Genomic DNA, 18,055 nt, shown 5'->3' with positions numbered 1-18,055 from the left:
GCATCGCAACACCACCCCGCGACACCTTCCTCTTCACCGCTCCGGAGCACTTCATCGTGCGCCGCAGCGAAGAGAGGCCGAATTATAAACAACAATCACCACGTGTCAACAAGATTAAGAAAATAAATCCAACAAGCTTCAGACTCTGTCCTCATCTTGACTTGCCCTGTTGCGATTGATCCAGCCTTCGAGGGCGTATGCCGACATTGGCCGACCGTAAAGGAAGCCTTGCATCTCCTTGCACCCCATGTCCTCCAGCAGGCGGGCTTGCTCTGCGGTTTCAACCCCCTCCGCGATCACCTCCAACCCGAGGCTCTTGGCGAGCTTGACGATCAGCCGGGCGATGCAGTCTTGGGATGTGCTCGGCGTCAGCTCCCGCACAAAGGCACGATCTATCTTGATCCGGTCAAATGGCAGTCGGTTCAAGCTACCAAGCGATGAGAACCCACATCCGAAGTCATCCACGGCCACTTTCAATCCGAGCGCCTTCAGCTCCCGCAGCTGCCTGGCTACGGAGTCAGGATCCTCCATGGCGACCGACTCCGTGATTTCAAGCTCGAGACGCAGAGGGTCAACACCAGAGCGCTCAATGGCACTGGAGATCTTCGTGACGAAATCAGCCTCCCGGAACTGGGCTGCGGAGATATTGATTCCGACCCGGAAGGCTGGCAGCCCGCTCTGGTCCCACTGCACGATCTGTCTGCAAGCCTCGGAGAACACCCAGTCGCCGATCTCGACAATCAGCCCTGTGTACTCCGCCAGGGGGATGAAGACATCCGGCGCCACGCTTTCACCCTGGGGCTTGACCCAGCGGATGAGCGCCTCGCAACCCACGATATGCCCGGTCCGGGGAGATACCTGAGGCTGGTAGTGGAGCTCGAGCCCCTTGCGCAGATCCAGAGCCGAACGCAGTTCGTTGAGCAGTTGCACCCGACTCTGGGTATTGGCCTCCATCTCGGAGTTGAAGAAGCGCCAGTGCTGATCGCCCTCAAGCTTGGCATGACTCAGTGCAAGATTGGCCCTCTTCAAAAGCTCCACCGCCCCACCAGGAAGCGATGCTGCATTGGCGAATCCAGCACGGGCACGCATGGGCACAGCATGCCCCCGCACAACGAACGGCACCGAAAAGACATCCAGCACGGCCGACGCTTCCTCGTTATCAGGGCGCCAGCAGATTCCGAAAGCGTCCCCAGCAACACGAGCAACGAGCGCTTCGGCCCCGAGACGCGCTTTCAGCCTGCTGGTGACCTCCGTCAGCAGCAGATCTCCACTACGATGTCCGAGGGCATCGTTCAGCTCCGAAAACCGCACGATATCGATGATCCCCACAGTCCAGCTTTCACTGGCAAACCCAGCAAGCCCCTCGTCCAGACGATCCAGGAATCTCGTCCGATTAGGCAGCTTCGTCAGGGGATCAAAATACGCAAAGAAATGGAGACGCTCGAAGAGCACGACGTTTTCAAAACTCACCCGGAGGTTGGCACACAGGATCTCGATCAACTGGCGCACCAGCGGCCCGACCTTACTCCCGGGAAGGCCGAGATAGACCAGCGCCTCCTTGCCATGTACCCGACCAAGATACAAACACACCGAACGCTCATCGAACACATGTGCTCGCTCCGCCCGTGCCTTGCACAAGGCCGCTGCCAGGATCTGATCACCCAGCGCATCAAAACCCCGCCCGACCAGCCCAGACAGCACGCCCGTCGCAGCGAGGATGCCCAAGGCCTCCTGCTCGCGGTCACCACTTCCTCCCGACACCGGGCCACAAAACGCTGCGTCAACCCTATGGCCAAACAGCCCCTCCATGTGCCCAAGCGCAGCCTGGGCAAAGGAGTGGGAGTCCCGCGGAATAAAGAGCTCATTCCCCGTGTCCGCCAGCATCTGGAGGCCTCGACGGGCTTCATTGAGGGTCCGGATCTGGTCGTAAGAGCGGATCGCCGCTGTCAGGGTGGTAATCAACCGGGTGTGGGTCAGCTCTGACTTAGTCCTGTAGTCGTTGATATCGTAATCGCGAATGACGTTTAGCGCCGGGGCATAGCCCGGCTGCCCTGTCCTTAGGACGATCCGCGTCTCAAGCAGACCTAGCTCGCTCCGGATACGAGGCACAAGCGCGAGGCCGGAGTCGTGGCTCTCCATCACCACGTCAAGAAAGATCACTGCCACGTCTGCGGTAGCCGCCAGACAGGCCATAGCCTCCCCCGCCGACCGGGCGTGAAGCAGCGCCAGCGGCCTGCCACAGACAAGTAGCCCCCGGAGTGCAAAAGTGGTCGCCTGATGCACTTCCGGATCATCATCCAGCACGAGCACTTTCCACGCCGGGACGTCATCGGGCACGGGCAGGGCCACTTCCTCATCATGGAAGACAACAAACTCGTCTTGGGCAGTGCTGTCCAACATATTCATCGAGGCTTTGTCCAGAATCGAGGGATGGGCCGGCTTACCCAGATCAGACCCCGCTAACGGCACAACACCGTGCTGTCTTTAATCAACAGGTTAGCTCAGGACGGTGCGACGGCTTCAGATAAGCTGCAGGATTCCGAAGAAGAAATCAGCCCCTATGTGAACACCCGAGGAGGGAGACACCATGAGTACGATGGAACGCGTGGCCAGCATGGACGCCGTATGGCTGCAGATCGAGCAGGCAAGCAACCCCATGCTGGTGATCGGATTAATGATCACGCAAACGCCCGTAACCAGAGAGCAGCTGGAGTCGCAGCTGAAAGCCAGCTTACTGCCGCTTCCGCGATTCAGCCAACGCGTGCTGCACGATAGGGTTGGTGCTGTCTGGGAGACCTGCCCGGTAGACATGCAGCAGCACCTCGTCAGCACTAGCCTGCCGCCCGGCGCGCAGTGCGAGGCCCTCGGGACACTCATAGGCACCCTGGCGGCCAGCCCGCTCGACCCGGGTAGCCCCCTGTGGCAGTTCCATCTTGTCGAAGACTACCAGGGGGGCTGCGCACTCATCGCACGGATACATCAGGGGCTTGCCGATGCCATTGCCATCACCGGCCTACTCCGCTCAATAGCCACCCCACATGAGGACGGCGCAGGCTCCGGTGACACCGGAGTCCGACCCGACGGGTTCTTCGATCAACTGTACGCCCCCCTCACCCGGGCGGTGATTGATGGGATCAAGCTCTCCGGCGCCTTCTGGGGCAGATACTGGGGCCTGCTTTTCAATCCTCGGCGGGCTTTCGACTACGCCTGCGCCAGCACCGCGCTGGCCCTCGAGATAGGCAAGCTCAACAGCTTGCCGGACGATAGCGCCACTCCACTCAAAGGGCAGGCCAGCGGAAACAAGCGAGCCGCCTGGAGTGCGCCCCTTCCCTTCGCCAACGTGAACGCCGCCGCCCTAGCGCACCAGACTACGACGGACGCCGTGATCCTCGCCACGCTGGCCGGCGCGATCCATCACTGCCTGGGCGCAGACGCGACCACCCCGGGCAGTGAGTTGCGCACACTGATGCCGGTCAACCTGCGCAACGAAGAGTCGGACGATATGCTTGGAAATCGAAGCGGGCTGATTCCCCTGGAGCTGCCGATCGGACTCGACACCCCCGAAGCCCGACTGCTCGAAACCGATCGCCGGATCCGCAGCGTCAACGATGCCTACGAGGCCCAGCGAGCCCTCGGTCTGTTCAGCCTGATGGGGCAGACGCCCCGGGCCGTTCAGCTTCAGGCCCTAAAACTATTGGCCAGCAAGACAAGCGCCCTGCTCTACCGGGTTCCCGCGACGCCCGACACACGCACGCTCTGCGGCGCAAGGATCGTTGAGGAAATGTACTGGAGCCCGGCACCGGGGGACCTGGGCGTGACGATCAGCATCGTCAATCAGGACGAAAGCTACCAGGTCGGCGTGCTGGCTGACGTCGCCATGCTGCCCGAGCCGGCCGCCATCACGGACCGGCTGGGTATCGAACTGGCCCTGCTGGCTCCCTCCACGCCTCCAAAACGGCAGGGAGCCCGCAAGCGCAAGGCCTGAGAGCAGCATTCAACTCGTCCGTGGATCGAAGGCGTCGCGCACGACGTCGGCGAAGAGGTTTGCCGCCAGCACCAGCACGAACATGAAGATGAAGGCCGACACCAGGCTCCACCACACCATCGGCTCCCTTGCCAGTTCCATGCGGGCGGCGTTGATCATGGTGCCGAAACTCACCGTATTCGGATCAACGCCGATCCCCACATAGGACAGCACCGCTTCTGCCAGCACCAGGCCCGAGAAGTCCATCACCAGCGCTATCAGCACCAGATGCATCAAATTGGGCAGCACATGCCGGCTGAGAATGCGGGCCGTGGACACACCGAAGGCTCGGGCTGCCTGCACGTACTCTAGCTCCCGCAACTTCAGCGTTTCACCCCGCAGCAGGCGACACAAGCCCGTCCAACTGGTCATGCCGAGAATCAGGCACAAGGCCAGCAAGCGGGCGTCGGCCCTTTCGGCGGCCGTCTCGAACCAGTGGGGATGCGTGTCGATGACAACTTGCATCATCAATACCGCCGCCGCAATCAGCAGCACTCCGGGAATGGAGTTAAGCACGGTGTACACATACTGGATGACGTCATCCACCCACCCGCCGAGGTAACCCGCCATGATCCCCAGAGCTACCGCCAGCGGCAGGGTCACCAGGGTGGTGAGCGTCCCGATGACCAGCGCCGTGCGGATGCTCTTCAGGGTGAGGAAGAGAACGTCCTGCCCCACCTTGTCCGTACCAAACACGTGATACTCGCCTGCCAGCACGGCGATGGGGCCCGCGAACAGAAAAACCAGCCCGAGCGTAACCAGCATCGCCCGCCAGGCCAAGCCACCCTTGCCACGCCACACAGCCCGCCAGGCTGCGCCAAAGGGCACCTGCCGGGATAGGGCCACCCCCTGCACCAGCGCGCCAGCCAGCATGCACCATGCCCCGGCCGCCAACGCCAGGCCTAGACCGATACGGCCCAGCACGTCGCCGATGTGATCCTCCTCAGGGTACTGCAGGCCACTGCCACCAAACTTCAGACGGGGAAACTCCCGCTGCTGGGTGCCATCAGCCTTCTCGACGGTCTGCTTGGCGAAGAGCACGTAGGCCAGGGGTGCCGAGTAAGTCTTCTCGGTACGGGCACGCAGGGGCTCAGCCAGGGCATCGAGGGCGCTCCGCACCTCCGTGGAGAGCGCCCTGGGGTCGGCCGCCACCTTGTCGTTCTTCGCCGGAGGCAGGTAGGGCCGGTAGTGAAGGCTGTCCACAAGGCCAACCACCAGAAACAGCAGCAGGACAGTCAGGGAGGTCATGCCGACTGCGCTCTCCCCCACCCGGCGCCAGGCGGCACGCGCGGGTTCGCTGCACCGCGCTCGCCAGGCCGCCAAGGCAATGCAGATGATCAGGCCGAACAGGAGCAGATCGGTCCACAGGAACACAGGTTGGACGTCGATCATTCCAGCTTCACCCGCGGATCAACCAGGGTATAGGAGAGATCCGTCAGGATCAGCCCGAAGATGTAGAGCAGCGACCCGATGAAGACCATCGCACGAACCACAGGAAAGTCCTGGGCGTTGATCGCATCGATGGTATAGCTGCCAAGGCCCGGAATGCCGAAGAAGGATTCGATGATCAGGCTGCCCATGAAGAGCGACGGGATCACCACCACCACACCTGTGAGGATGGGGATCATGCCGTTCTTGAGCACATGCCCGAACAAGGCTTGAAGCTCCGACAGCCCCTTGGCCCGGGCCGTGCGCACGTAGTCCTTGCCAGCCTCCTCCAGGAAGATCGTACGATACCAGCGGGCGCTGCCACCAATACCCGCAATCACGCCAATCACCACCGGCAGCACCAGAAAGCGGCTTGCATCCAGCCCGCCACCGTAGCCAGAGATGGGCACCAGGTGCCAGATCTTCGACACAAGCCACTGACCTCCGATGATGTAGAACAGGCTGGAGATGGACATCATCGCCACGCACAGCACCACGCCCTGGAAGTCGAGATAGGTGCCTCGGAAGAACACCAACAGCAGGGCAAACGAAACGGTAACGATGAGCCCCAGGATAAAGGTCGGCAGAGCAATCGCCAGAGACGGCCCCATGCGCGTGCGAATCTCGGTGGCGATGTCGCGCCCGTCATCGGCCCGACCAAAATCGAAGGCGAACATGCGTAGGGATTTCTCGAAGAAGATCGTGTCCGTGAGGCTGGACGGCCCAGGCGCCGCGGCATTGAACAGAAGCGGCTTGTCGTAGCCCCGCTCCACCTTCCAGCGCTCGATGGCCTCCGGCGTCACCCGCTTGGCGCCAAGTTGCATGCGCGCCATGTCATCGGGGGTATTGACCACGAAGAACAACGCAAAGGTGAGCAGATTGACGCCGAGCAGGATGAGCGGCGCGTAAAGCAGTCGTCGGACAATGTAGGCAAACATGGGCGCTTATCCTACATGGACAGGCTCCGATGACGAAGCCCCTGTAGCAGCCCGCGTCAGCCTCAGCGGCGGGTAGCCCCCCCGATCAGCCCGCGCACGGCTTCCTGCAGGTCAGCCGGCAGCACCACGATCTTGGCGTTGTCGGTGGAGCCCATGCGCTCCAGGGAGCTGATGTACTTTTCGCCGAGCAGAAAGAGCATTGGCGCGGTCTCGGTGCCCACTGCCGCGGTCACCCGGCGGATCGCCTCGGCCGACGCCTCAGCCAGCATCACCTGGGCGTTGGCATCGCGCTTGGACGACTCCAGCCGCGCCTCGGCCTCCAGGATCGCTGCCTGCTTGGCCCCTTCAGCCCGGGTCACCACGGCCTTGCGTTCCCGCTCGGCAGAAGCCTGCTGCTCCATGGCTTTCTGCATCGAATCCGACGGACGGATGTCCTGGATCTCCACCGATTTCACGGTCAGGCCCCAATCCACCGCCTCATCGGCAATGCTCTCGCGCAGGCGCGCCTTGATTTTGTCCCGGTTCGACAGTGCCTCGTCCAGTTCCATCTCACCCACGATGGAGCGCAGGGTGGTCATGATCATGTTGCGGATCGCCTCGGAGAAATCGGTGACGCCATACACCGCCTTCACCGGGTCAGTCACCTTCACGAAGGCGATGGCGTTGGTGAGGATCACCGCGTTATCCCGGGTGATCACCTCCTGCTCCTGCACATCCAGGATGATGTCCTTGGTCACCAGTTTGTAGGCCACCTTGTCCAGGTAAGGGATGATGATGTTGAGACCCGGCTTGAGTGTCCCGAAATACTTGCCAAGCCGCTCCACGATCCACTCCTCACCCTGGGGCACGATGCGCACGCCCTTGGCGATCGTCACCACCACGAAGATCAGGATGGCCAGCAGCACCACCATTGCATCACTCATCACACGCTCCTTGTACCTGGGTCAGACCCGTTCAACCTTCAGGAAACTGCCTTCCACCGACACCACCCGCACCCGTTCGCCCGCCGGGATGACTTCATCCACCACGCAGGCCCACTCCTCCGAACCCAGCAAGGGCTTCTGAAAGCGCACCCGACCACGCTCGAATGGCGCCGCAGCCTTCGCCATTAACCCTATCTCGCCAATCGTCTCACCATCCGACTGGCCGACGCGGGTCTTGTGATCCTCGCGGCGGAACACCCGAAACCACAGCACCACCATCGCCAACGAGGCCAGTATCCACAACAGCAGCTGCCCCGCCTCCCCCAATGAGGGCGCTACCAGCAAAGCCAGGCCCACCAGCAGCGCGCCCAAACCAAACCAGATGATGAAGAAAGCCGGCACGGCCAGTTCGGCCACCACCAGCACCACGCCCAGCACGATCCAGTGCCACCACTCCAGATTCACTCAAAGCTCCCTTCGTGTTGCAGCGCATTCGCCAGGCATTCCATCGGCCAATCTGACCCACCCCGCAGGAGATCGTTCCGGCGGCCTTCAGCATTAATTCAGGGCTTGCCGACCTGACGCTTAGGAACACCACCGAAGTCCGGGTGCCATGTGAGCGTCACCCGTCCTTCAACGAGCCGTCACGCCGCAGCGGTACCGTGCGCCGACTTCAATCCGCCACTACCCCATCATGACTCACTCACCCCTGATGCAGCGCCAGCCTCTACGCGCCCTCGGCACCTTGTTCGCCTCCGCCCTCGTCCTCCACGGCTGCGCCGGCAGCGGCGACAATGATAAGATGCCCCCCGAGTCCGCCACAGCCCAGCTGACCATCCTGGAGACCACGGACCTCCACGCCAATATCGTAAGCTACGACTACTTCAAGCTCGCCGAAGACAAGTCCATCGGCTTCGAGCGCACCGCCACCCTGATCCGCCAGGCCCGTCAGGACTACCCCAACACCGTCCTCATCGACAACGGCGACACCATCCAGGGCACTGCCCTGGCCGACTATCAGGCCTTGGTAAACCCCCTGAGCTGCAACCAGAAACTGGCCACCTACAAGGCCATGGACAGCATCGGCTACGACGCCGGCACCCTGGGCAACCACGAGTTCAACTACGGCCTGCCTTACCTGGCCCAGGTCACCGGCAGCAAGTTCAACGTGGACGGCATGGCTGCCGTCGCCAGCCAGCCCAACTGCGTCGGCCCGGCCTTCCCTCTGGTGCTGTCCAACGTCACCAGCCGCAAGGACGGCCAGACCCTCTACAAGCCATACGTGATCCTGACCCGCACAGTGAAGGGTAAGGACAAGGACGGCAAGGACATCGAAAGCACCGTCAAGGTCGCCGTCATAGGCTTCACCCCGCCCCCCATCCTGTCCTGGGACAAGCGCTGGCTCGAAGGAAAGGTGGATGTGCAGGGCGTAGTGGAAGCCGCCCAGAAGTACGTGCCGATGGCCCGCGCCGAAGGCGCTGACCTGGTCATCGCCGCATCCCATGGAGGCTTTGACGCCCGCGCCTACTCCGCCACCATGGAAAACGCCAACTACCACCTGGCCAAGGTGGCGGGCATCGACGGCATTCTGATGGGTCACTCCCACAGCGAATTTCCCAACGCCAGCTGCACCACCACCGACTGCACCGCCAGTGGCGTGGACAAGGTGAAAGGCACCCTCCACGGCGTGCCCGCAGTGATGCCCAGCTACTGGGGCAAGGCCCTCGGGGTCATCAACTTCAACCTGGTAGTGAAGAACGGCAAGTGGACCATCGACACCAGCAAGACCCAGGTCAGCCTGCGCAAGACCCTGCTCGACGCCACCGCCCGTACCTACGTGGCCGCCGATGCCAGCATCACTACCGCAGTGCAAACCGAGCACAGCGCCGCCATCGACTACGTGAAGACGCCCATCGGTCAGTCGAACTTTGCCCTGTCCAGCTACTTTGCCGATGTGGGTGACGTGTCTGCCATCCAGGTGGTCAATGCCGCCCAGGCCGACTACGTGCGCAAGTATGTGGCCGCCAACCTGCCCGCCTACGCCAGCCTGCCGGTGCTGTCGGTGAGCGCCCCCTTCAAGAGCGGCTTTGCCGGCGGGTCCGACTTCACCGACGTGGCGGCCGGCAACATCGCCATCAACAACGCCGCCGATCTCTACCTCTACCCCAACACCGTCTATGCGGTGAAGGTGAACGGCGCCGGCATCAAGGCCTGGCTGGAGAAGGCCGCCGAGCGCTTCAACCAGATCGACCCCAGCCTCAGCACCGAACAGGGCCTGATCTCCAGCTTCCCCGGCTACAACTTCGACATGTTCACCTCGGCCGACCTTAGCTACGAGATCGATGTAACCCAGGTCAAGGGCAGCCGCATCCGCAACCTCAACTACAAGGGCGCGGCCATCGATCCGGCCGCCGAGTTCATCGTCGCCACCAACAACTACCGGGGTTCTGGCGGCGGCAGCTTCCCTGGCCTGGATGGCAGCAACGTCATCTACGCTTCCCCCGACGCCAACCGGGACGTGCTCATCGAGTACATCAAGACCCGCAAGAACCTGACCCTCGCCGCGGACGGCTCGGCCCGCAGTTGGCGCTTCACCCAGGTCAGCACCGCCGGCCCGATCACCTTCAAGTCAGCCAGCGGCAAGCTCGGCGTGGCCCAGACCCTGGGCCTCGGCAATATCAGCGTGGTGAAGGACGACGACGGCAGCGGCAAGGGCCTGGGTGTCTACGCCATCGACCTGTCCAAGTAAAACAACAGTCCCTTCCCGGCCCCTGTCCGCGGGGCCACTGCGCCCCGGCTCCGGCCGGGGCTTTTTTTGCTCAGCGGAAACGCACGGCCACCGCAGGGTTGCCGGGCAGGCCATCGTAGGTCGCCCGCACGCTCATGCCAGGCTTGGGCGGCACCAGCTTGGTGAAGGAACCCAGGGACAGGCGGTCCCCCCTCTGCAGCGGCGTACCCACCGCCGCCAGATCCCGCGCCAGCCAGATCGCCGCATTGAGGGGGTTGCCCAGGGTGGCGCTGCCCTTGCCGGAATCCAGCACCGCAGCGTCGCCCTCGGTCATCGTCACCGTCATCGCCGCAAAGGCCTCGGCCAGTTCAGGGGTCGCCTTTACCGGCACCGAGCGCCCTACCACCCCGGCCCGCGCCCCCACATTGATCATGGCCAGCATCGGCCCGCCGAGCTTCGACGGATCGTCCACCATCAGGTCCGGCAGCTCGATGAAGGGCGCGTAGGTCCTGAGCGCCCTCAGCGCCTCCAGCGGCGTCTGCGCCCGGGCCAGGGCCGCCGGGTCGGCCACCTCCACCAGCAGGTCCGCCTCCATCACCGGCCGCGCGCCAAAGACCGCCGGCAGCTCGGCCCCGTCCTGCACCAGCATGCTGGCAAACAGCGTGCCGCGCAGGGGCGCATCGTGCTTGAAACGCTTCTGCACCGCCGGATTGGTCAAGCCCGCCTTGTAGCCCGCCACCGGGCCAAAGGCCTGCCCCAGGAAGCGCACCACCTTGCCCTGCCCGCACAGCCCATCGGCCATGCTCATCTCACCCGCCGGCAGTGGCACCGGCTGCCGGGCCACGATGGCCGCGGCAACGGCAGCGGCTTCCAGGTCGGTGGGGCAGACGGCGTGGGCGATGGAAGGAAGGGTCAGGGCGACGAGGGTGGCAGTAAAGGTAGCGAGGCGGGTCATGAAAAGTCTCCGGGAATGTTGTTGTAGGTGAATGTCCATTCTGATCCAGCTCGCCTGCCAGCGCAGCACGCGGCCGCTCCCCGCGGGTCTGCTCATCCGGATCAAGGCCTCGCCAGACCCGTGGGGGTCGAATTCACTCAACCATCGCGCGCTGAGTCACTGGCCTGCCTTTGACCAAAGTCCGCGGTCGAATGAATTCGACCCCACGGGGGCCGGCACAGCCGAATTGGCCGTCGAGCTTGATCCCGGTGACACACACTCAGCCCGGAGGAGCCCCCCCGGCATCCACGCCGCCACCCCAAAAACAAGGCCGGCCCGTCTTTCGACGGGCCGGCCCCTTTTGCTACTCAGCGCAGGTGGGAGATCACTCGCCCTTGCTATGCGCCGCCAGCTTCAGCCAGGTATCCACCACGGTGTCCGGGTTGAGGGAGATGGTCTGGATGCCTTCGTCCATCAGCCATTCGGCGAAGTCGGCGTGGTCCGAGGGGCCCTGACCGCAGATGCCCACGTACTTGCCCAGTTTGTTGGCGCCATTGATGGCGAGGGACAGCAGTTGCTTCACGGCCGGGTCGCGTTCGTCGAAGGCGTGGGCCACCAGGCCGGAGTCGCGGTCCAGGCCCAGGGTGAGCTGGGTCAGGTCGTTGGAACCGATGGAGAAGCCGTCGAAGTACTGCAGGAACTGCTCGGCCAGCAAGGCATTGGAGGGGATCTCGCACATCATGATGAGCTTGAGATCGTTCTCGCCCTGCTTGAGGCCGTGCTCGGCCAGCAGGTCGACCACGCCCTTGGCTTCGTCCAGGTTGCGCACGAAGGGCACCATCAGCTGCACGTTGGTGAGGCCCAGTTCGTTGCGCACCTTCTTCATGGCGGCGCATTCGAGTTCGAAGCAGTCACGGAAGCTGTGGGAGATGTAGCGGGAGGCGCCACGGAAACCCAGCATGGGGTTTTCCTCTTCCGGCTCGTAGATCTCGCCGCCCAGCAGCTTGCGATATTCGTTGGACTTGAAGTCGGACAGGCGCACGATCACGGGCTTCGGGTAGAAGGCCGCGGCGATGGTGGCGACGCCTTCCACCAGCTTCTCGATGAAGAACTGCTTGGGGGTGGCGTAGCCGCGGGAACGGCGGGTGATCTCGGCGCGCAGGCTGGCCGGCACCTGGCCGATCTCGAGGATGGCCTTGGGGTGGATGCCGATCATGTTGTTGATGACGAACTCCAGGCGGGCCAGGCCGACGCCGCCGTTGGGGATCTGGGCGAATTCGAAGGCGAGCTCCGGGTTACCCACGTTCATCATGATCTTCACCGGGATGTCGGGCAGGTTGCCCATGTCGGTGGTGACGATTTCGAAATCGAGCTTGCCACGGTACACGTAGCCGGTGTCGCCTTCGGCGCAGGAGACGGTGACTTCGTCGTTTTCTTCCAGCACTTCGGTGGCGTTGCCGCAGCCGACGATGGCGGGGATGCCCAGCTCACGGGCGATGATGGCCGCGTGGCAGGTGCGGCCGCCGCGGTTGGTGACGATGGCGGAGGCGCGCTTCATCACCGGCTCCCAGTTGGGGTCGGTCATGTCGGTGACGAGGATGTCGCCGGCCTTGACACGGTCCATCTCGGAGGCGTCCTTGACGACACGGACCTGACCGGCGCCGATCTTCTGGCCGATGGCGCGGCCGTGGGTGAGGGACTTGCTGTACTGCTTGAGGCGGTACTTTTCCATCACGTGGCCGGACTGCTGGCTCTTCACGGTTTCCGGGCGGGCCTGGAGGATGTAGAGCTTGCCGTCGTCGCCGCTCTTGCCCCACTCGATGTCCATCGGACGACCATAGTGCTGCTCGATGATCATGGCGTAGCGACCCAGCTCAAGCACGTCGGCGTCGGTAAGGGAGTACACATTGCGCTCGGCCTCGGGCACGTCGATGGTGCGGGTGGACTTGCCGGCTTCCTTCTTCTCGGCAAAGACCATCTTGATCAGTTTGGAACCGAGGTTGCGACGGATCACGGCAGGCTTGCCCTGGGCCAGGGTGGCCTTGTGCACGTAGAACTCGTCGGGGTTCACGGCGCCTTGCACCACGGTCTCGCCGAGGCCGTAGGAGGCGGTGATGAAGACCACGCCGTCGAAGCCGGATTCGGTGTCCATGGTGAACATCACGCCAGAGGCGCCGATGTCGGAACGGACCATGCGCTGCACGCCGGCGGACAGGGCGACTTCAGCGTGGGTGAAGCCCTTGTGCACCCGGTAGGCGATGGCACGGTCGTTGTACAGGGACGCGAAGACTTCCTTGATGGCGTGGAGGATGTTCTCGTAGCCGTGGATGTTCAGGAAGGACTCCTGCTGGCCGGCGAAGGAGGCATCCGGCAGATCTTCCGCGGTGGCGGAGGAACGCACGGCAAAGCTGCCGTCACCTTCGGCGGTGAGCTTTTCGTAGGCGGCCTTGATGTCGGCTTCGAGGGCCGGCGGGAAGGGGGTGTCTACAATCCACTGGCGGATCTGGGTGCCGGTGCGGGCCAGGGCCACCACATCATCCACGTCCAGGCTCTCGAGGGCCTTGCTGATGCGCTCGGCCAAGCCTTGGTAGGCCAGAAACTCGCGGTAGGCATCAGCCGTGGTGGCAAAACCACCGGGCACGCGTACGCTGGCAGGCAGCTGGCTGATCATTTCGCCAAGCGAGGCGTTCTTTCCGCCAACCTGCTCCACATCGGTCATGCGGAGTTCTTGGAAGGGAATGACGTTACGGGACATGAGGATCTTCCTGGGAGAAAAGGGGAAAAAGTCGAAAGCGGTATGTGAATATTTTTGTTGGAGCGCATTGTAAAGCGATTTGCTGCCCTGCCGCATGCAGGGTTTATCCTAACGCGCCGGGGCTTTCCAGGCCTGCCGACTCGGTCACGACGCACCACGCCAGCCGGTTTTTCCGGTGAAGCCCGCCTGTTGGCGGCCGGATCGCCGGAATGGGATAAGATGCGACGTCGGCCCCCAGGATGGGGCCAGCGCTCATGTCCTTTCCCCTGTTGGCACTTCCATGACCCAGACCCGCCCCGTTTTCTTCATCTCCGACGGCACAGGCATCACCGCCGAGACCCTTGGTCACAGTCTTCTCGCCCAGTTTCCGGAAACCCGCTTCCGCCATCACCGCCTGCCCTTCGTGGACACCCCCGACAAGGCCCACGACTGCGCCCTGCGCATCAAGGACGCGGCCATCGAGAGCGGCATCCGGCCCATCGTCTTCAACACCCTGGTCGACCCGGCTGCGGTTGCCGCGCTGCGGGTGGCCGACGCGCTCTTCCTCGACCTGTTCGAGAAGTTCATTGAACCCCTGGAGAGCGAGCTGGGCCAGCGCTCTACCCACACGGCCGGGCGCTTCCATGGCATTGCCGAAAGCCAGGATTACAAACGGCGCATCGAGGCCATCAACTTCACCCTGGCCCACGACGACGGCGTCTCCCACGCCGACCTCGAAGAGGCCGACGTGATCCTGGTGGGCGTGAGCCGCTCCGGCAAAACCCCCACCAGCCTGTACCTGGCCATGCAGTTCGGCATCAAGGCCGCCAATTACCCGCTGATTCCCGAAGACTTCGAGCGCAACAAGCTGCCGGTCGAGCTGACCCGCCACCGCAGCAAGCTCTTCGGCCTCACCATCGGTCCTGACCGCCTGTCCCAGATCCGCCAGGAGCGCCGCCCCAACAGCCGCTACGCCTCCCTCGACAACTGCCTGTCGGAGATCGAGGCAGCCCAGCGCATGATGAAACGCGAGGGCATCAAGTGGCTTGATTCCACCGCCAAGTCCATCGAAGAGATCTCCACCATCATCCTGCAGGAAGTCCGGCTCGACCCCGCCTCATACTGAGGCGGGAATCACCGGCCTTCGTGCCCTGTCCAATTCGTATACCAAGGAGAGCCCCGATGAAACGCAACCGACTCGGGCGTCGCGGCGGACTGCCGCGCGACGCCGAACAACTCCTGTGGCTCGCCAACGGCCTGGCCGACTCCAGCAGCCGCGCCGAAGATCACTTCTGGGACCAGCGTCTGGCCGATGCCGTTGACGGCCTGCTGCGTGCCGAGGACGAAGACGCCCTCACCACCGCCCTTGACCACCTGAGCTCGGCCACCTCCAGCGTCCATGCCTACGACGAACTCGCCGACATGATCGAGTCGCGGGCCGAAGGCGCTCTCAAGTCCGACAACCAGCATGACGTGCTGCTGATCGCTGCACCAGTGATGGCTTGGTCACGCTACCGTATTCCGGCCACTCCGATTGCTGCTGCTGTGATGGCCAACCTGCGGGTGCATCTCAAGGCCCATGTGCTGGCCACCGGTGTCAAGCTCGCCCTCGCCGACTTCCTGTTCAGCCCGGATCAGCTCCCCCAGGGTTACTGCGCCACGGCAGATTTCGCCACCCACCTGGGCAAGGCCGCCGAAGCCGACACCGACCTGCACATCAAGACCGACAACCTGCCTGAGACGGCCCAGTTCCTGTCCGACAACCGCTATCTGCTGGGCGCGGTGATGGTGCCCAAGGGCGCCCCCATCTTCCGCTGGCAGGAAGAGGACTGCAGCCGTGACCTGGCCCTGGAACAATGGCGTGCCCAGGGCGGAGCCTGCGTGGCCCCGCTGCTTACCGGCTGCGCCTTCGAGGTAGTGCTTCCCAACGCCTACTTCGCTGCCAGCCGCGAAGCCGACAAAGCTTCCCGCCCCTACTCCATCCAGGCTTCGGTGGCCTTCCTGAGCACCACTCTCGACACCCCCGCAGCCGGCGTCCGGGCCGTCGTTGCGCCCTTCTTCGAGCGCCAGGTGGAGGAGTTCCGCATCGGCTTCACCCTGAGCGGCCAGAACGACGTGGTGCACGGCGTGGTGTGGCCCCTGCTGGGCGCAGAAGACGAAAGCAGCGAGACCCTCGGCCAGATCGAGGCCACCCTGCAGGCCTGCGGCATAACCGACATCCTGATTCTCGACAATGAGTTTCCGATGGAATACTGCGACGACTGCGGCGCCCCCATGTACCCCTCCCCCGAGGGCGAGGCGGTGCACGCCGAACTGCCGGAAGAGCAGGCCGAGCAGATGCCCAAGCACCTGCACTGAGCACCCGCAGCCGACACCTCCCGCAACCCAACCGGAGAACCTTCATGCCCCGCAAGATCCACAGAAGCGACGCCGAATGGCGCGCCCTGCTGACACCCGAGGAATACGCCGTCACCCGACAGAAGGGCACCGAACGTGCCTTCACCGGCCGTTACTGGGATTGCTCCGAGCCCGGGAAATACGTGTGCACGTGCTGCGGTGCCGACCTGTTTTCGTCAGCCCACAAGTTCGACTCGGGCTGCGGCTGGCCAAGCTTCCACAGCGCGGCCGCGCCCGAGAATGTCGAAGAGGCCGAAGACCGCAGCCACTTCATGGTGCGCACCGAGGTGTTGTGCCGGGAATGCGGCGCCCATCTGGGGCACGTCTTCGAAGATGGCCCGGCCCCTACCGGGCTGCGCTATTGCATCAACTCGGTGTCGGTCAAGCTCCAGCAGGAAGAGTGACTAGCGCCGCATGGCGGCGTAGGTCTTGGACATGAAGTCGCGGCGGTAGAGCACCAGCACGATCAAGGTGGTCACTGCCGCAAACGCCCACGGCTGGACGAACCAGAACACCGCCGCCAGACCGAAGTAATAAGCCCGAATACCCCGGTTGAACTCATCCCCGGCCAGAGAATTGACCCGGGCGAAGCGCTGGGCATCGGCCTCGGTGCCCTCCCCCGGCAGCGGCGCGGCGCCGATCAGGATGGACAGCATGTTGAACTGGCGCAGCGCCCAGGTGAACTTGAAATAGGCCACCACAAACACCAGCAGCAGCAGGATCAACTTCACCTCCCACACCTCCCGCGACACATGCCGCGCAAAGGGCAGGTCGGACGCCACATCGATCAGCTTGTCCATGGTGCCAAGCAGGGCCAGCAGGCCGGCGATGACGTAGATGGTGGTGTTGGCGTAGAACGATACGTTCTGCATCAGGTTGCCAATGAGGGCCGAGTCCGCCACTCGCACCTCGCGCCGCAACAGCTGGCGCCCCCACTCCTCACGGAACCAGTGGCTGGCCCCCAGCAGGCCGCGCATGGTGCCGCCGGGGCCATGCTCCACCAGCCAGCCATAGCCAAACCAGCACATCAGGAACCAGATCAGGGCGAGCCAATCCACGGCCGAGAAGGCCGTCAGCCAGACCCCCTGCATCAGCCCGCCTCCAGCAGGAAATCATGGATCGGGGCGATCTGCGCCGGCTCCATCAGCACCGGGGCGTGCCCCACCTCTGGCACCTCGACGAGCCGGGCTTGGGGGCCCCGGACGCTCATCTCGGCAGCGGTTTCAGGGAGCAGCAGATCGGATTCGGCCCCCCTCATGACCAGCGTCGGGCAAGCGATGGCGTCATACACCTGCCACAGATCCACGTCGGCAACGAGGGGCGAGTTGCGGAAGGGCTCGGCGATGCCCGGGTCGTAGCGCATCACCCAGCCACCGTCCGCCTCCTTGATGGAAAACTCCGTAAGGTGCCGCCACTGGGCATCCGTCAGGCGCCCGAAGGGGACACTGACCGCACGGATGTAGGCCTCCGCCGCCTCCGGGCTGGGGAACACCGGCGCCTGCCCGACGTATTGGCCGATGCGCTGGATCGAGCTCAGCGTGACCAGCGGCCCCACGTCATTGAGCACCAGCCGGCGGACCGGGGTGTCGGGCAGGCTGGCCAGCAGCATGCCGATCAGACCACCCATGGACGTACCCACCCAATGCACGCTGTCCACGCCCAGCCGGGCAATCAGCGTGACCATGTCAGCCACATAGGTGGGCAGCTGGTAGTCGTCCTTCACCGGCAGCCAGGGGCTGCGCCCGCGCCCCACCACGTCGGGGCAGACGACCCGGTAATGGGGCGCCATGGTCCGCGCCAGGTCGTCGAAATCACGGCCATTCCGGGTCAGCCCATGGACACACACCAACACCCGGGGGTTGGCCGGATCGCCCCATTCCGTGTAGGCCATGCGGTGCAGGCCGTGAGGGCCGATGCACTGGACGCTGCGCTGCCGAGGCTGGCTGAAG

At 63.8% G+C, this 18,055-nt stretch carries 14 protein-coding genes; 5 read left to right on the top strand and 9 right to left on the bottom strand.

The annotated features are described in order from the left end of the window. Nucleotides 1–138: 138 nt before the first annotated feature. Nucleotides 139–2,406, bottom strand: coding sequence for an EAL domain-containing protein (locus tag PHI64_RS21370; RefSeq protein ID WP_299887689.1), 2,268 nt, complete (start codon nucleotides 2,404–2,406; stop codon nucleotides 139–141). A 181-nt stretch (nucleotides 2,407–2,587) separates the two neighbouring features. Between PHI64_RS21370 and PHI64_RS21365 the strand changes: the two genes are divergently transcribed. Next, complete coding sequence (locus PHI64_RS21365; RefSeq protein WP_299887686.1) at nucleotides 2,588–3,985, top strand: wax ester/triacylglycerol synthase domain-containing protein; 1,398 nt, start codon at nucleotides 2,588–2,590, stop codon at nucleotides 3,983–3,985. Nucleotides 3,986–3,994: 9 nt separating this feature from the next. Here the strand turns inward: PHI64_RS21365 and PHI64_RS21360 are convergent, their stop codons facing one another. The 4 genes from PHI64_RS21360 to PHI64_RS21345 all read right to left on the bottom strand — a co-directional run bounded on the left by PHI64_RS21360 (nucleotide 3,995) and on the right by PHI64_RS21345 (nucleotide 7,778). Continuing rightward, nucleotides 3,995–5,413 (bottom strand): ABC transporter permease, encoded by a 1,419-nt coding sequence (locus tag PHI64_RS21360; protein WP_299887692.1) that lies wholly within the window; start codon nucleotides 5,411–5,413, stop codon nucleotides 3,995–3,997. Then, nucleotides 5,413–6,390 carry an ABC transporter permease gene (locus tag PHI64_RS21355; protein ID WP_299887682.1) on the bottom strand — a complete coding sequence of 326 codons (978 nt, stop codon included), beginning with the start codon at nucleotides 6,388–6,390 and terminating at the stop codon, nucleotides 5,413–5,415. The genes PHI64_RS21360 and PHI64_RS21355 overlap by 1 nt, the downstream gene beginning before the upstream one ends. A gap of 62 nt (nucleotides 6,391–6,452) precedes the next feature. After that, nucleotides 6,453–7,313 (bottom strand): SPFH domain-containing protein, encoded by an 861-nt coding sequence (locus PHI64_RS21350; RefSeq protein ID WP_299887678.1) that lies wholly within the window; start codon nucleotides 7,311–7,313, stop codon nucleotides 6,453–6,455. Between the two features lie 21 nt (nucleotides 7,314–7,334). Next, the gene (locus PHI64_RS21345) at nucleotides 7,335–7,778 is read right to left on the bottom strand and encodes an NfeD family protein (protein WP_299887675.1); all 444 of its coding nucleotides are present in this window, start codon (nucleotides 7,776–7,778) and stop codon (nucleotides 7,335–7,337) included. Nucleotides 7,779–8,007: 229 nt separating this feature from the next. Here PHI64_RS21345 and PHI64_RS21340 point away from each other — a divergent pair, with 229 nt between their 5' ends. Then, complete coding sequence (locus tag PHI64_RS21340; protein WP_299887672.1) at nucleotides 8,008–10,062, top strand: bifunctional 2',3'-cyclic-nucleotide 2'-phosphodiesterase/3'-nucleotidase; 2,055 nt, start codon at nucleotides 8,008–8,010, stop codon at nucleotides 10,060–10,062. A gap of 70 nt (nucleotides 10,063–10,132) precedes the next feature. Here PHI64_RS21340 and PHI64_RS21335 read toward each other — a convergent pair whose 3' ends face one another. Further along, complete coding sequence (locus PHI64_RS21335; RefSeq protein WP_299887669.1) at nucleotides 10,133–10,996, bottom strand: hypothetical protein; 864 nt, start codon at nucleotides 10,994–10,996, stop codon at nucleotides 10,133–10,135. Nucleotides 10,997–11,360: 364 nt separating this feature from the next. Then, nucleotides 11,361–13,730, bottom strand: a complete 2,370-nt coding sequence (ppsA, locus tag PHI64_RS21330; RefSeq protein ID WP_299887666.1) for a phosphoenolpyruvate synthase — start codon at nucleotides 13,728–13,730, stop codon at nucleotides 11,361–11,363. Nucleotides 13,731–14,010: 280 nt separating this feature from the next. On the opposite strand from ppsA, the gene PHI64_RS21325 reads away from it, so the two are divergent. The 3 genes from PHI64_RS21325 to msrB are packed head-to-tail and all read left to right on the top strand — an operon-like array spanning nucleotide 14,011 to nucleotide 16,510. After that, complete coding sequence (locus PHI64_RS21325; protein ID WP_299887663.1) at nucleotides 14,011–14,835, top strand: pyruvate, water dikinase regulatory protein; 825 nt, start codon at nucleotides 14,011–14,013, stop codon at nucleotides 14,833–14,835. Between the two features lie 56 nt (nucleotides 14,836–14,891). After that, on the top strand, nucleotides 14,892–16,067 hold the full coding sequence (locus PHI64_RS21320; protein WP_299887660.1) for a DUF2863 family protein: 1,176 nt from the start codon (nucleotides 14,892–14,894) through the stop codon (nucleotides 16,065–16,067). Nucleotides 16,068–16,111: 44 nt separating this feature from the next. Further along, nucleotides 16,112–16,510, top strand: a complete 399-nt coding sequence (gene msrB / locus PHI64_RS21315) for a peptide-methionine (R)-S-oxide reductase MsrB (RefSeq protein ID WP_299887657.1) — start codon at nucleotides 16,112–16,114, stop codon at nucleotides 16,508–16,510. Here msrB and PHI64_RS21310 read toward each other — a convergent pair whose 3' ends face one another. Next, nucleotides 16,511–17,197, bottom strand: a complete 687-nt coding sequence (locus PHI64_RS21310) for a DUF599 domain-containing protein (RefSeq protein ID WP_299887653.1) — start codon at nucleotides 17,195–17,197, stop codon at nucleotides 16,511–16,513. It lies immediately after the preceding gene. After that, nucleotides 17,197–18,055: alpha/beta hydrolase (locus tag PHI64_RS21305; protein ID WP_299887650.1), on the bottom strand; the 859-nt coding region annotated here is incomplete at its 5' end. The genes PHI64_RS21310 and PHI64_RS21305, both read right to left, overlap by 1 nt.

This window comes from Zoogloea sp., from assembly GCF_028689785.1.
Taxonomy (GTDB): domain Bacteria; phylum Pseudomonadota; class Gammaproteobacteria; order Burkholderiales; family Rhodocyclaceae; genus Zoogloea.
The sequence above is the reverse complement of the archived record's forward strand: the minus strand, read 5'-3'. Positions and strand labels throughout refer to the sequence as shown.

Coding starts and splice junctions, on each gene's coding strand:
- PHI64_RS21355 (WP_299887682.1), bottom strand. CDS start 6,390: ATGTTTGCCTACATTGTCCGACGACTGCTTTACGCGCCGCTCATCCTG.
- PHI64_RS21320 (WP_299887660.1), top strand. CDS start 14,892: ATGAAACGCAACCGACTCGGGCGTCGCGGCGGACTGCCGCGCGACGCC.
- PHI64_RS21350 (WP_299887678.1), bottom strand. CDS start 7,313: ATGAGTGATGCAATGGTGGTGCTGCTGGCCATCCTGATCTTCGTGGTG.
- msrB (WP_299887657.1), top strand. CDS start 16,112: ATGCCCCGCAAGATCCACAGAAGCGACGCCGAATGGCGCGCCCTGCTG.
- PHI64_RS21365 (WP_299887686.1), top strand. CDS start 2,588: ATGAGTACGATGGAACGCGTGGCCAGCATGGACGCCGTATGGCTGCAG.
- ppsA (WP_299887666.1), bottom strand. CDS start 13,730: ATGTCCCGTAACGTCATTCCCTTCCAAGAACTCCGCATGACCGATGTG.
- PHI64_RS21325 (WP_299887663.1), top strand. CDS start 14,011: ATGACCCAGACCCGCCCCGTTTTCTTCATCTCCGACGGCACAGGCATC.
- PHI64_RS21335 (WP_299887669.1), bottom strand. CDS start 10,996: ATGACCCGCCTCGCTACCTTTACTGCCACCCTCGTCGCCCTGACCCTT.
- PHI64_RS21370 (WP_299887689.1), bottom strand. CDS start 2,406: ATGAATATGTTGGACAGCACTGCCCAAGACGAGTTTGTTGTCTTCCAT.
- PHI64_RS21340 (WP_299887672.1), top strand. CDS start 8,008: ATGACTCACTCACCCCTGATGCAGCGCCAGCCTCTACGCGCCCTCGGC.
- PHI64_RS21310 (WP_299887653.1), bottom strand. CDS start 17,197: ATGCAGGGGGTCTGGCTGACGGCCTTCTCGGCCGTGGATTGGCTCGCC.